The organism is bacterium SCSIO 12741 (assembly GCA_024398055.1).
In the GTDB taxonomy this organism is placed as follows: Bacteria; Bacteroidota; Bacteroidia; order Flavobacteriales_G; family Salibacteraceae; genus SCSIO-12741.
The window spans coordinates 4701377-4716297 of the sequence record CP073749.1; the positions used below are offsets into that span (position 1 = coordinate 4701377).

Sequence of the window (14921 nt, forward strand, 5' to 3'; positions counted from 1 at the left end):
CTAAAAGTTTTTATCCAGTACCAAAACATAGTTCTTCTTGGGATCCGTCGCACCCTGAGCCCCACTCCTGATAAGTGGTGGTTTTTCAGGATGACTGCCAATGATAAAATCGGCACCAATGGTCATATCCGAGATCGACAGCGGACTCGGTTCTTCGTATTTCTCTTGAGAAATCACCTCAATCTGATGCTGGTTGGAAGCTACCAAAACAGCCCAGGGCGCTGAGGGTCTTATTTCTGCGTAGTCAATATTTTTTGCTGCGGTATCGTAGTACCCGTATAGGTTTTCTTCTTTCGGAAAAATCTGAATAACCGAAAAGCTCGTCACGTACTTTACGTACTCCTGCCGCTGTATCAATCCCAGCAACACGTCTTTTTGGATACCCTGATTGGTCTGCGGAACTGCCGATTGATCCACCATCCAGGGAGAAACAAATTCGCGAATGGCTTGATTCAACAATTCCAGGAAATGTCCGTCAGAACCAGATTCGGTAAAGCAGATGTTACATTTAATGAGCAGTTCCTCATACAGTGGGTTTCTTACCGTGATATTCAGATTGGGAGCTGCCAAGGGTTGAATGAACCGTTTTATGGCATCCAACTCAAAAGAACTGGCCTGAAACTGACTTAGGTTTGTTGGCTCCAGCACCTTAGGCACCACCATGATCACGATTTCACCCGGTTTTAGCCATCCCGGACATTGGGTAGGCGTTACACACCTAACGTTGTAGATTTCCTGAAACTCTTGCAGAATCAAGCGTTCGAAATCACGGCGGGTAATGGCTCTATTTTTATGCCCAAGCACCTCACTTACCCGAACGTAGTATTCCTGATCGGTTTCTGCCCCACCACCGCCAAAGGATGAAAAGGGCTGAACCAAAGAATCCAGGTTGGGAAATTTTTGAACGGGCTGGGTAATTTTTCCAGCTGGAAGTACTGGCGGTTCTTTCGAAGTAATACTTCCTTGCCTGATAGCTTCAATCCCCTGGGTGGACACATACAATACATTTCCTACCGGCTTGGTTTCGTCGACCAGTACGGCTCTAAACCAATACTTCTCATGAGGCATGAGGGAATTGTTAAAGGAAATATCACGGGGCAATTGCAGCTGAATTACTCCTGAATTTTGAAATCCACGGGTACCATCCATCAATAGATGATCCGGGTGAAGGTCCATCCATCGGTCATCGGTTAGGTATTGCCATTGAATAACCAGTGGTGGAGTTCCGGCAATGGATGAGGGTACGGAAGCTATTTCCAGGTAAATGTTTACCGCCTCACCGGGCTGAAGCTTCTCCAGTCCAAGAAACAGATAGCCTTTGCCATTGTAATGTGGAAACCAGAAATCGTTTTCAGAAACGCCGTTGGAGAATACCTGATGGTTGCCAAAAGGGTGAATGTGGTAGAGCGAAGCCCGGCTGTTGTAGCCGCTTTTCATTCCCACACCCGGAGCGACTTCTATGGTTTGCTCAGCGCTGTAGCTCAATGAAAAACCAGAGGCCTTGGGCTCAAAAGGTTTTGAAAGAACAACGGGTGGTTGTTTGCCCTTGTTCTGAATGTTTTCCATAGCAATGCGAGTCAGTATTTCTGGGTACTTCTCGCTGCCAAAGGCCTCCATAGGTGCACAAAGGCTCAATTTAAAGAATCCGGATTGCTGCAAGGAATTATACACCTCCTGATCGGTCAGGTTGTCCAGGTAATTGTATCTGAGTAAATCCAAATCCAGCGATGTCATTTCCGTATCCCGGCTGAGGAAGGTTTGATCCTTGCTCCGATAAGTGGCAAATAAGGGGAAGCGCTGACGTATATTTCGCTCAGGCTCCCAGCTATAGTTACTCAATACACTTATGTCTACCTGAAAGCTTTCATCGGTAATTCCGAGACCGTAATTTTCGTAGTACTTGGTTAAACCGCCCGCTGTTTCGGGCAAATTCATCCACTGAAATTTCAGGTTCAGGCTGTTTAGTTTTTTAGCGAAAAGCTCAGGATAACCGAAATAGAACGACGATTCAATCTGAGCATTCACCCCAAAAACAGAAAAGGGACTTCCGGTCACAATTTTTCCCAGGTCGTTGTACAGGTTCAACTTGTCCACCTGCTCCACCTCTACGTTGATTTGAACCTGATCGAGAACGAGATCACAGATCAATGAATAAGGATTGTAGACCGATTTTTGATTGAGCATCAACTTGATACTTGGATGCTCAGATTCTTCATAAACCGTGGTAGGCTTGCCCGCAAAACGGGTTAATGGCGCCGAACTCGCTGAAAGAATGAATTCAATAGAAAGTGTATTGGGAACCTCTTGAGGAAGTCCCATCCGATATACGGGAATACTCTCCCATACTTTGCCACTGGTATAACTAAGATCGAAGGTGGAGGCAAAAAAGTGACTTACCAGAAACGCTTCGGAACTACGCGAATCCTTGACCATTTGGCTAATCTTCTGATCCATTTTCTGGAAAGATGCCGGATTGAACTTGAGCAAAATCTGAACCTTTCGAATGCCTGTTTCCAAACGAAGAACCGGTGCCGAAAGGACCCAACCTAAATCACTTTGGGGATTAACTCCCGCCATACTGGAGCGCAGATGGTAGTTTTCTCCAAAAGGCGCCCAGCCCTCTGCTGGATCCACTTCTTTGGGTTGAACAATGGCACCGTAGATACTGGTGGTCATTCCCTCGCTATACAAAGGTTCGATGAAGGTATTAGTGGCCAATATCAAGGTGCGGATATCGGTAATTTCGGCATGATTGACCAACAAATCGGTGAGGGTGGCGAATTCTACATCCTGACCCTGAGCATCTTTTCCTGCGGCTAAGAGAGTTCCCTTGGGCACCCAGGTAGGAGGCGCTCCTTTCCGCAGCGGCAAGGATAGAAAAACGCGATCAGCCGTACCGGGTTGAATTTGCTGATCGAGTAAGGTCTGGTAGTAATAGTTCAAATGCCGCTCCGATAGCTTGTTCTGCTCGTCCTGTAGCCTCAAGTAGAGTTCGATAAAAGAAAAAAGCAAAGCGATATGAGGCTTGTGGTTGGAATTGTCCTCGATGGAGCGCTCCACCATTTCAGGAATCAGGTTTACGATGTAGACATATACCTGGTAGAAGCTGTCAAACAGATTGTTGAGGCTCTTTATAATGTCAGGTGTGGCGTTTTTTAGAAGCTCCGAGGAATCCTGGCTAATGGAATCCAGTAAATCCTGGGTGGTCATACCCCAATCGTGCTCGATTACCGGAGTCATTAAACTTCCTACCGTGCTTTCTGTGGTATCCCCGCTGCATTCTGCAATCCAGGCCATCAGCTTCGAAAAGCTCGCCTTCAAGCGATTGTTGGTAGCATTGTCCAATTCAAACGACAGCTCGGGTAAGTTAAGCTCCAAGGCCTGTTGGCTCCAATCCTGTAGTTGATTGGCCAAATCCATCATAAATTGCAGACTCGCCAATACAGCCTTGCGTCGGTCATCGTCATCGGAGCTCTCCAAAACGGCTTCAAACAACTCCATACGTTGATTGCCAATCAAGTCTAAATTGGTTCGGTAGATGCGGCTCAAGAATATGGAGGGATCATTCACCAATAGCTCGGTCCAATCTCCATCATGCTGATCATTCTGATTGAAGTACCAAAGCAACTTGGCGTATTGCGAGCAAAAGTTGGTCAAAGCACCAGCGGTCCACCCACCAACCTTAACCGTGTCAGGCATGAGGGCCTTGATGAGACGGGTGTCCCGGGTTAGGCCTTGCCTAAAATACCACGCTATGGCTTTATCCTCCTGCATTTATGATAGCTCAATTTGATAGTCTTCAGTCTTATTCGTAGCCTCCCTTAGGTAGAAAGGATAAACCATATTGCTCCTGGTGTTGGTTCTCCGAATGGTGTAGTTAAGGTGAATGTAAACCACACCGTTTAGCTGCTCATTGATGTCGATTTCGATACTATCGAGGGTAATGCGAGGTTCGTAATGCAATACTGAATACCGAATGCGATCGCCGATAACCTGAACCAAGGAAGTATCAATGTTTTCAAAAAGCATTTCTCGGAGGGAGCAGCCAAATCGGGGCATCATGACTCTTTCGCCAGGCTCGGTTCCCAACAATACATGAAGGCTTTGGCGTATATCCTGGTCGTAAGAAACCATTTCTACGCTCGAAGTACTCTTCTGAAAACGCGGAGGAAAGTTCCAACCGGTGCCTAAAAATGATTTGTCTTCGTTCTCCATTTTACGTTTAGTTTATGCTCACCATGGATCCTTTCAAGGTCAGGTTGCCCGAGGCTTTTACCTCAGCACTGGCACTGCCCGATGCACTAAAGGTGGAATCGGCTGAAAAGGAAACCTGCTCGCCTGAACCAGAGAGTTTGGAGCTTCCTTTGGCAGTTACCTCTACTCCGCTGATCTCTACATTCTGAGAAGCCTTGATGGTAATGTTCTTGGCGCTGTTCAATTCAATTCCCGAATCGTTGAAAATGGCCTTGTTGCCGTTTTGATCCTGAATGGTGATGGACTTTTCATCATCACTCCAAATCATTTTGTTTCCACCAGGTGTTTGAATGGTAATGATCTTCTTTTCGTCGTTGAATTCGAGTTGCAGCTGGCTTTTGGTGGTTATGGCTTTAATGCTGTTTTTGTCATCCGGAGTAAATGCCGGATTGTATTTTCCGCTGTACATGCTGCCCAGAATGATGGGGAATGTCGGGTTGTCGTTCAAAAATCCGAGCACTACCTCGTCTCCCACTTCGGGGTAGAAAAAGCTACCGGCCCCATTGGTCGCATAGAAGTTACTGCCCAGGCGAGCCCATACACCATCGTCGCCAGATTGGATCATGGGTAAAGTCACCAACACCCGAAAGGCATTGTCGGGATCTTTGTCAATTTGCTTGACCACCCCAATTTGCAGTCCGGTTAAGGCCGGAATCAATCCTGAGGCAGGTGGTTCGTTGATGTCATTGTTTTCATAGAACCAATGCGATTGCAGGCCAAACTCTACCGTGGTGGTCCAGTTAGAATCTTCCACTTCATGGTGTACCGCAGAAACGAAGGCCGTCCCATTAAACCGTTCTCCTACTCCATTGAGCTCGATCAGGGTATTGGGTTTAACCAGCGAACTGCCCTGAAAACTCACACTTCCCCGGTTGCTGGCCAACCTCGAACGTAGCAATTGGGCATCTGCCCAGGCCTTAAGTTCATCCTGAGGCAAGGGGCTTGGCGTTTGTAATTCGTACTCAGACAAAGACATCACGTCCGACATCTTTTTACCCGTAATGTTTCCTTGAGAATTGACGCTCGGCTCTGAGGACGAAGCGTTAATCACCCTTTGTGTAGCAGGGTCCCAGGAAGTGGTTCGCACAGACTCGATCTGAGCCCGGGCATTGATCGTGCCATCAAATGACCAAATGTCGTCCCCGTAGGTAAGGCCGAGAACAGCGCTCCCGGATACTTCTGGTTTTTTCACACCTACCGTACCCGCATCAGCCACTACGATCAATCCGTTGACTTCTGCCCGGGAGACTATGAAATCCCAGTCGGTGCTGTAATACTGAATGAGTTCTTCATGCTGAACCGAGGTGGAGTCCACATCGGCTGAAAGCCCGCCATCGGAAATAAGTTGACTGATGATGTCGCTGTCTTTCTTTTTTTGGAAATAAGCGTTTTTCCGCCCCGAGGTAATCTTCACACTCTTGTCGCGGCATTCCACCGTTAAGGTCGAGCCTTGATCGCGGTAGATGCTTACTTTCTGGCCCATAATCAGGCCTTTAAAAATCGTTTCGTTGGTGTTGTGGTAGCCGGCCTTAATTTCTATTTCGCTTCCTGGAACGAAGGTGGATGAATCGCTAATGGGAAAGTTTTCGGTAGCTGGATTCCCATCCTGGATAACCACTGTGGCTGAGGGTACACGATTAATGGCCTTATCCACTTCTATACGGGCTACTTGATAAGACCCATCAATTTCGCTGCCTCCAACCAAAATGGTGAAGGAGACTAAATCGGTGTTTTCGTTAACTGGCGAGGGTGCTGACATAGTTGTATTTATTTATCAATGGGAGGGAAATACAACACCTGCCCGGGTTTCAGGCTTCTAAAATCATCCAACTGATTGGCCTGAGCCACGTCCATGTAATAGGCCGGACTCCCGTATATACGGTAGCACATCAAGGGCAAGGTATCTCCAGACTTCACGGTGCGCTCGTGGGTCAGGTCGGGTGAATTCTTATTGGCTTCCAAAGCCAGCGTACGAGCATCGGTATACTCCTCAAAGCTCACGTTAACCGTTGCACGTAGAGGCGTACCATCGGGCTTAAACAAGGTGTAGGTCAAATCCAGCTTGGTGAGGCGGCACTTGAAATACAAGGTTCCCCAAGACAGCACAATGTAGTTGCTCTCGTGTACCTTTCCATTGTAGTCGTACACCAGCGACTTAAAAGTCTTGATCTGATCATTAATAGGCGATGAGCTAATCACCCCGGTGGCATCCAGGGTAAATTCAAAACCTACCGTTTCCGGCTGAATCCGGTCAAACTTAATGCTCGAACCCGGAGCTCCCTGCGCCGTTTCCTTGTTGTAGCTAATGGAATGATTGTGGGTGTACTTATTGGGGTTTATCATCACCGAAAACTTCGACCCTACCTGACTGGAAAAATCCGGTTTGGAATAGGCGTAGATCGTCATTTTCTCCAGTTTTCCACTCGCTCCCATGACTTATCGCTCCGATTTGTTGTTCATTTTTTCCTGTATCTGAGCCAAACAAGCCCGGACCACTTCTCGTCGTAGCCGGGCTAATTCCTCTTGTGACAGGCCTGCTTGCTGCTGTTTTCGTTCCTGCACGGTACTTCGTATGACTAATTCCCTGATTTCTATGGGCATAAGCAATTAAGATTTCACGGTAAAGTAGCTGTAAGCAAACTTGAGGGTCTCCACCATCAGTTGATTCTCCATGGAGTTTAAGTTAGACACACTCCAGGCCACTGGCCAGGCATTGGCAAAACTCCACGCCATCAAAGAATTGCCGTCTGAATCGAGGAGATTTACGGTCACGTTCTTGGTCTGAATGGGTGAATTGAGCCCCCCTCCTATCGTTCCCTTGCACCATTGTGCCAGGCTGGAACCCTTGGCCACAAGGCCACGTTTGAGTTCCAGGTCCTGGTACTTAGATGCTTTGGGCAACCGGTGTTTAAACCGATTTTCGCCACCCTCCGCAATTTCTTCCACTTCGGTCTCCATCTGAATACCGGAGACTTCTTTAAAAGCGAAATCACTTTTGGTGCGAATCCCTTCAAACGATAAGGAGAAGTAAAACCCGGGCGGCGGGTAATACACCTTATCTGCCTTAGCCATTTGCTATCGTCAAGCCTTCGTGGGCAATTTCGATGGTTTCAACAGCTACTTCGTTTCCGTCAGATTTCATATCCGTTCCGGTAATTTTAGTAGGCCATGCATTTTGAAGGGTCCAGGTCATAGTCGGACTCCCCTTCTCATCCAGCAATTTGATTGTTACCGTTACCCGTTTGATGGTATTCAGCTTTATCTGATCATACCATTTCCAGAAGTTGTTGTCTTTCACAAAAATTCCCTTCTTCAAGGTTACGTTACCGGTTTTGGCGATACCCGGCATTTTGATTGTAGAAAAGGTTTTACTGTTACTGTGACGGTATTCTATGATTTGTGTTTCGGTATCCAATCCCGAAACTTCTTGAAAGGACAGGTTCTTTTGATCTCCAATGTCTACGGTAAAGTAAAACTTGGGTAAGGGCCATACATTATTTTCAGTACTTCCATCTGCTGCCATAATTTCTTTGTTTTAAAGTTTTTAAACTACGTTTTGAATATTCCAGAATCAGGAATTACGATTTCTGCATTTGTTGTTCAAAGGTGATTTCGATAAACTCAGCCGGACGTGATACGGCTACTTTTACCTGAATCCGCATAATTCCTTCCAGAATATCTACTGCGGTCATGGTAGCTCCTAATCCTACTGCTACGCTAAAGGCATCAGCCGGTTTAGATCCTGCCAGGGCCCCTTGCTTCCAAACATTGGTCAGGAAGTTTTCAATCATACTTTGTACGGAGACCCATGTGTTTTTCACGTTAGGCTCAAATACGTAGGCCTTAGCTGCAAATTTCACAGACTGCTCCAGCATAATCATGGTACGGCGAACGCTGATGTATCTCCAATCCAGGCTATTGGCATCCATCGTACGGGCACCCCACACCAAAATACCTTCACCGGTGAATGAACGAATAGCGTTAACGGCTTTTCCAAAAAGAGGCGCATTCAAATCAGCTTGCATTCCATCGTCGATGATCACGGATGGAGAAACAACAGAAGCCATGGCCACATTAGCTGGGGCCTTCCATACTCCACGCGTATCATCTACCGAAGTATACACACCGGCCATAGCAGCACTTGGTGGAAGTAGGTTCAATTTCTCCAAAATCACTCCCATCACGGTTTTGTAATCGGCGATAGCGGTGTTGAGAACGGTATTGATCTCATCTGGAGTGGGTGCAGCAGCAGCTGGCTTCCCTTTATCAGCAGGAGCGGGCTTATCTCCGTCGGCAGCAGGCTTGTCTCCATCGGCAGCGGGTGCGCTTGACGAGGCCATAGCCGTTACGTAGGTATTTAGGGTATCGCTCAACTTATTGGCTGTGATGAAATTGGTGCAAATGCCTTGCAACACTTTGATCGAAGCGGAATTTACGTTTTGGTAAGACACCTCCGGAGCTTGAATAACGGTCGTATTCATCCAGGGATAATAAGCCGCTGAATAATCCAGAAAATCTGAATTCACCTGATTTCTGAAGGTTTCAATCGGCGTTACTGTAGGTCCATCGGCCAAAAATCCGTCAAATACATCGAGGATGGCTACCCGGTTTTTCATTTTACCACAGTGATCAATCATGGCTCCTTGCAGGGAGTAGCAATTGGCACCTTTTACGTCATCCTGAACGGCGTCAAACAAAACGGCATCGGGAATAACCAACATGGTAGGCTCCATGGCTTTCTCCAGGGCTGCGATACCAGCATTGTACGGATCCAGCGAAAAGTCTGGGGTAACAGCGGTTCCGCCATAGGTTCCAACGCTTACGATGTAGCAAGTACCTCCTCCATTTTGGAAAAACCACTTCATACAAGTGTGTAGCAGGAAGTTGGTTCCCGCATCTGCCGTTAGGTTATATCCTTGGGTTCCAATGAAGAAATCAGGATCCACGGGTGGATCTGCCTTCGGATCGTTTTCGGCAAGGGTGTACGTTGTTTTGGGCGCGCCGCCAAAATAAGTTTCGAATTCGAGCATCGAAGTCACCTGAACGGGTGTGTTCTGGAGATTCTGCCCATCAAAGGTGTTTTGCTGAGTGTAGCCTACAAAAGCAGGGATTGCCGTTTCCACAGCGACCACCGCGTTCGGAAAGGCGTTTTCCTCCTTAATGTAAACACCGGGTGTTTTGAATGTTACAGCCATATCGATTGAGAGATTAAAAGATTATACATAGACATAAATTTCAGAATAGTAGGCCTCGGTCGATCCATTGGGCGGCGCCTTGAGACGTGCCGTGCCGGCCGGAGGCAGATTGAGTGATTGGCGATCGGCAAAAAGTCCGTTTTCGGAGGAGGTAATCTCCAGTTGAAAATCTTGCTGCGATCGCTGTTGGAGCGCTAGGGTTTGTAGCGAGGTAAACTGCCGGGCAGAAGAACTATCGGGCAGGGTTACGTTTCCGTTGAATTCGAAGTGGGTTTCCCCAGTAAAATCGGTGATATTGAGTTCGGCTTGTGGGGATAGATTTTTGGCTACCACCAAATATTGCCAATAGGTTTTGCGAGCTGCAAAGGGCAACTTATACTCTATTTCCTTGCCAGCGAGGTTACAGGGTATATCGATCAAACCGATCATTCCCGGCTGAACCCAGTTTAGGGCCAGAAAAGAAAAGACAACTTTATCTCCCTGATTTAATTCATAGCCGCCTTCGGGCCAGGATCTAAGATCTACGGATACCTTCCCATCCAATACGGATAGGGTTTGAATGGTTTTGCCGTGGTAGTTCAAAGTAAGCTCTTCGGCTGTATTTCCACTGGGCAAGGTGTAGATAAAGGCCTTGGGCTGGGCGGCACGTAAATCAGATGCCCCTGCCTCTACCCCCTTACTCAAAGTGGTTTGCCCTGAGGCTGGTGAAAAATAGAATTGCTGATCAAAGAAGTTGAGATCTTTCGGAACTTCGGTACGATTAATAAAGTTGTCGTCTTCCTCAATAACCCGAAAGGTGAGCCATACGGTTTCGTCTTCGGGTTGCCCTTTGTAAAAAATTCCAGCCCGTGGCCCAAAGGTGTGAAAGAGCAGATCTCTGTTGTTCATCAATTCTTTGGTACTTAGGGTGGGTGCAAGGCTTAGGTGAGGGTCGTTTTGATCGGTGTAGAAACTATGGGTGCAGCTGATTCCAAAAAGTCTGTTGTATGTCTGTTCGGGTGTATTCATTAATCTTAACGGGCTTGACCCTGTGTTCCCTGGACATTGGGCAGTGATTCTACAATTTTTCCATCCTGGAAATTCAACATACGTACTTTGTAGATGACCGAAGGAAGATATCGAGCCCCTACAACGCCCCAGAAGTGACTCATATCCTGCATATTGAGATTTACTACTTCGAGGGTAATTTTATTTATCGATTCTGGCATGTCGGGTGTATTCTCACTGGTAAACACCGGCTTGCCTTGAAAAAAAGAAATGGCTTCTGATATAAACTTGAGCGATTCATCGTAGTTGTCCGGATTGAAGTAAGCCGAACACATCACATACAAGTTGAGCTGAATGGAAGGAAACTGCCTACCTGACATGGCGGCACCTCCGGAAACAAAATTGGCATTGACCCTGCGGTTAGTTTCATGCTCAAGGTTGACCAGAGAAAGCAAAATTTTGTCGTTAAACTCAACGGGAAGCTGTCCTTCTGGTGAAGAGACACCAGATAACATAACCCGATCTGATGGGGTGGATAAACGGAGCCGAATGTGCTGATTGAGCTCGTTTCGCAGAATGTTTAAGGCGTCGTATATCATTGTTAGTTGATCCGACTTTCATCGGACTGGATTTTTTGGAGCATCAGGCGCAAACCGCCCATACATCCGTGTTTATCCAACCTGGTTGAACACAAAATTCAACGAGGGTCTCAAAGATTTACAATCAGCGAAAAAATGGTAAGCGTAATTTCCCGTGTTTATATAAAACAAGTATTTATACGTGTATTCAATCTTGAATCTTGAATCTTCAATCTTCAAATTCAATCTTCAATGCTACGAACATCAGAAACGAGATTCGAGAAGCGAGAAGCGACCCCGATGACTATCGGGAGAGAAACGAGATTCGAGATTCGAGATTGAATTTGAAGATTGAAGATTCTGAAGCTTTGCTCAACGATCGAGTACCTCTTGTAGGGCCTGCTGTTGCTCTTGATTGAGGTAGGGTAGCCAGATGCGGAAGGCAAATCGGGCGTAGTGATCGGCTTCGGTCATGCCTCTTCGAGGCCGGGAGCGGTATTCGGAGGCATTGAGCCAGGTGGTAGCGGTGAAGACGAATTGCTCGGCCAGGTTGTACAATTGAGCGTCTGTCGTTTGCTCGCTGATGTAACCGGCTTTCTGATAAGATTCAATCAATCGATCGATTCGGTCTTGCAAGCGATTGAATATCTCAATCATCTTTTCCCGCATTTCGGGCAGACGTCTCCACACCACTTCGTTGTCTTTGAACAGAAAACGGTAGGCATACATACGATCAAAAGCATCGCGTACTGAAATCAATACTTCGCGGTGATCCAATGGATCGATGTCCTTTTCGTCCCCTTCTCTGCTTACCTGAGCAAACTGATTAAACAAAGCCTCGATAAGGGCATTGCGCGATGGGTAGTGATAATGTAAATTCCCCTGACTTATCGACAATGCGTGAGCAATGTGTCGGGTTGTAACCAATTCCACACCTAGGGTATTGAACTGGCAAAGGGCTTCCTGCAAGATTTTTTCCTTCGTTCCCATAAATTGATTTAACAATTCCTGATTGGTTGTCTATCAAAATCTTAGGGTGCAGCGAATATAGGGAGGGAAAATTTAATGGTCAATTTTAAATTTTTAATGATGAATGAATGGGCAACGAATAGGCATGGGTGAAGACCTATAAAATTGGGCACAACAAGGCCCTGGCAGCTATACTCGCCTTGGTCAACGAAAAAATCTAAAACTCTCGGTACTCTGTATGTTGCCCGTATTGGGGGAATGCCCCGCTACGACTTTTTGACGCCCAGTTCGAAGGCAAGTTTCATCACTGCACCGCGGTTGTTCACTCCCAAGCGGGTGTAGAGCCTTCTTACATGGGTTTTAATCGTGTTGTAACTCACGCCCAGTTCTTCGGCTATTTGATGATTTTCTTTGTTGTCGGCAATCAACTCGAAAACCCGCAGCTGGTGCTCGGTCAAGTTGAAATCTTCTACTGCGGTTTTGGCTTCTTCGGCTACAGAATCGTATTGAGGCAGACTGAAAAATTGAGGTTGAAGTTTACCCACTACATTTTTGAGGGTTTGTTCAAACTCATCCATGCTCATCTTCATTTCCATAAAAGCGTCGAACACTTCCAGATTGGGAAACATTCTTTCCGTTTTGGTGCGGTCGTACATGGAAAAGGCGATGGTTTTGATACGTGGGTTCCGGGCTTTCACCTGGTTGACTATCCACTTGCCTCCTTTGGGCTTAATATCAATTCCGGTAATGAGTACGTCGATCTGATCCCAATCGGTAGCCCGAAGCGCTTCTTCGGCGTCTTCTCCACTACATACCAGCTCTACCTGGTTCATCGATTTAATGTAGTAGATCAGCGCATCTGCAAACAGTCTGTACTCGTGTACTAACGCTACCCGGATCATTTAATAAAAAGGTTAATTGTATTCTTGTTTACTGAAATTTTCCCTGCCCCAATCACACGTGGTTCTAATATGGCCTTAATCACTTCAGCTTCACGCTCCAAAGATACAGTTATTTGAGTTCGATCAGTATGGCTCAAATGTATTTTTATTTTTTCATGTTTCACAACAGCCCCTAATAAATCCCGCAATATAGTATAGATTTTGACCTCATTGTGAACGTGTTGCAAATTACGGATTCCGTCAAACTTCAATTCTATTTCGGTTTGGTGAACCTCCCGATGATTCTCGACCAACCCTTCGAGGATAACCTTCAACCCTGAGCCTTCAAGCCCCATGTTGTATAGATGATCAGACATGGTGTTGAGCATTTCCAGCCCTTCATCGGCTACTTCGAGCAACTGATCGTTTCGGCTTTGGTACATAAACCGCATGGCCATCACCCGCTGCCCTAATTCATGGATCAACCAACCTGCAATTTTCTGTGATTCATTTTCCCAGCGATCGGCAAAAACCTTGACCATACGTAGTCGTTTGTTCTCCCGGTAAGAGTACAGCAGATACACACCCAGAATAATGACTAACACCAAGCCCACGCTCCCCCAAATGGTAGCTTTGAGGCGAAAGGATTTCTGGCGGTTTTCCAGCTTCAAAATTTTGTTTTCGTAGGCTTGCTCTTGTTCGGCCAGCTGCTTCTGCACCGATTCTCCGGTTAATTCATTGGTGAGCTCTTCCCAGGCCAGGTGGTAGTGGTAGGCAGAGTCTATGTTTTTTTGTTTGAGGTTTAGGATGAAGAGGTTGTAGTAAACGTTTTCCTTGAAACTGGGATAATTCTTCTCCTTTTCGAATTTATTAAGAAGAAACTTAAATATGGAATCAGACTTCTTAAAGGAGTCCATCTCCATGTAAATTTCAGCCTTGTTAAATATAGTGGTTATGTAATTCGCTGAATCATTCAGATCCTGAAAAACATCTTGCACCTCTTCCAAAAGATTTAAAGCCTGGTCATAATTCTCTTGTTCAATTTCAATGACAATTTTATTGTTGAGAGCTATTGCCTTTACATTTTCGTCATTTGCAGTTGAAATAGCCGAATCATAGTATTGATTCGCACGATCATAATCACCTGAGAAGTAATAAACTAAACCAATATTTGAAAGTGTAACACTTTGAAAATCATACTTAAGTGATAAATCATAGTACTTCAGTGCTTTATCAAATTCATTCAATTTGGAAAATGTATTCCCAAGATGTTTACAAGCAACTCCTTTTAAGCTATCACTCTTTGCGGTATCGAGAATTTCAAATGCCACTTCAGACAACCTTTCATACTTACCACTCTCAAATAATAGCGAAAGGCTATCCACATTCGCGGACAGCCTTCCTGCACTAAAAATTATGATAGTAGTTAATAAAAGGGTTCTCATTTAAGCCTTTGATTTGTACAAAGGAATAAATCTAACCATAGGAAACTTGCTTCCGTCCCTTTATTTGTCCACCTTCTTTTATTAATATCAGTAAATCAACCTCGCCCTCTGCTCGGTCGTTAAAACTGGTTGTTACGTTAACAGATGGATTTCCCTGAGTGGGATCACCCACAATTTCAAAGATGATTTGCCCTTCGGGAGCTCCGGGAATCCGGTCGGTAAATTGTAGATTTTTTTCTGCACCTACATTGCAGTCAAATGATAAATCTGCACCAGTAGCACCCACTGGTGTCAACGTAACATTGTAAGGATCACATTGCATAAGCCTTAAGTTTAAAGTTTGGTATGCCAGTCATAGTCATGACTTTTGCCCCAATACCAAAATCGTGAATAATTAGATGAATTGTAGAAAAGATACGTTTTTTCGGTCTCTGAGGTTACACCAAGTGTATAAAAAAGAAGATGCCCCGAGCGGGGCATCTTCCATCAACCAACCTTAAACTAAACTGTTGCCGCTGTAAAGCGGGCTTGCAGTGAGACAAAAGAAGACAATTAATTCCGATCCGCTTTCATCCTCCAGGGTGAAGCCCCCGTTAAATTTGTTAAAATAGT

General features: G+C 45.8%; 13 protein-coding genes. All 13 read right to left on the minus strand.

Features of this window, described 5'->3' with window-relative positions:
• Positions 1 to 3774, minus strand: a complete 3774-nt coding sequence (locus tag KFE98_20030) for a hypothetical protein (GenBank protein ID UTW62262.1) — start codon at positions 3772 to 3774, stop codon at positions 1 to 3.
• Positions 3775 to 4215, minus strand: coding sequence for a GPW/gp25 family protein (locus tag KFE98_20035; protein ID UTW62263.1), 441 nt, complete (start codon positions 4213 to 4215; stop codon positions 3775 to 3777). It lies immediately after the preceding gene.
• A 7-nt stretch (positions 4216 to 4222) separates the two neighbouring features.
• On the minus strand, positions 4223 to 6013 hold the full coding sequence (vgrG, locus tag KFE98_20040; GenBank protein UTW62264.1) for a type VI secretion system tip protein VgrG: 1791 nt from the start codon (positions 6011 to 6013) through the stop codon (positions 4223 to 4225).
• Positions 6014 to 6021: 8 nt separating this feature from the next.
• Entirely contained in the window at positions 6022 to 6687 is a 666-nt protein-coding gene (locus KFE98_20045; GenBank protein ID UTW62265.1) for a LysM peptidoglycan-binding domain-containing protein, read from the minus strand.
• Between the two features lie 174 nt (positions 6688 to 6861).
• Positions 6862 to 7326: a phage tail protein gene (locus tag KFE98_20050; protein ID UTW62266.1), complete on the minus strand. Its 465-nt coding sequence runs from the start codon at positions 7324 to 7326 to the stop codon at positions 6862 to 6864.
• The gene (locus KFE98_20055) at positions 7319 to 7777 is read right to left on the minus strand and encodes a phage tail protein (GenBank protein ID UTW62267.1); all 459 of its coding nucleotides are present in this window, start codon (positions 7775 to 7777) and stop codon (positions 7319 to 7321) included. The genes KFE98_20050 and KFE98_20055 overlap by 8 nt, the downstream gene beginning before the upstream one ends.
• Positions 7778 to 7832: 55 nt before the next feature.
• On the minus strand, positions 7833 to 9449 hold the full coding sequence (locus KFE98_20060) for a phage tail sheath family protein (GenBank protein UTW62268.1): 1617 nt from the start codon (positions 9447 to 9449) through the stop codon (positions 7833 to 7835).
• Between the two features lie 21 nt (positions 9450 to 9470).
• Positions 9471 to 10457 carry a hypothetical protein gene (locus KFE98_20065; protein ID UTW62269.1) on the minus strand — a complete coding sequence of 329 codons (987 nt, stop codon included), beginning with the start codon at positions 10455 to 10457 and terminating at the stop codon, positions 9471 to 9473.
• A gap of 5 nt (positions 10458 to 10462) precedes the next feature.
• Positions 10463 to 11035: a DUF4255 domain-containing protein gene (locus KFE98_20070; GenBank protein UTW62270.1), complete on the minus strand. Its 573-nt coding sequence runs from the start codon at positions 11033 to 11035 to the stop codon at positions 10463 to 10465.
• Positions 11036 to 11386: 351 nt separating this feature from the next.
• On the minus strand, positions 11387 to 12004 hold the full coding sequence (locus KFE98_20075; GenBank protein UTW62271.1) for a TetR family transcriptional regulator: 618 nt from the start codon (positions 12002 to 12004) through the stop codon (positions 11387 to 11389).
• A gap of 245 nt (positions 12005 to 12249) precedes the next feature.
• Positions 12250 to 12885: a response regulator transcription factor gene (locus KFE98_20080; protein ID UTW62272.1), complete on the minus strand. Its 636-nt coding sequence runs from the start codon at positions 12883 to 12885 to the stop codon at positions 12250 to 12252.
• Positions 12882 to 14309, minus strand: a complete 1428-nt coding sequence (locus tag KFE98_20085; GenBank protein UTW62273.1) for a tetratricopeptide repeat protein — start codon at positions 14307 to 14309, stop codon at positions 12882 to 12884. Before KFE98_20085 ends, KFE98_20080 begins: the two co-directional genes overlap by 4 nt.
• 31 nt (positions 14310 to 14340) lie before the next feature.
• Positions 14341 to 14631, minus strand: coding sequence for a hypothetical protein (locus KFE98_20090; GenBank protein UTW62274.1), 291 nt, complete (start codon positions 14629 to 14631; stop codon positions 14341 to 14343).
• Between the last annotated feature and the right edge of the window lie 290 nt (positions 14632 to 14921).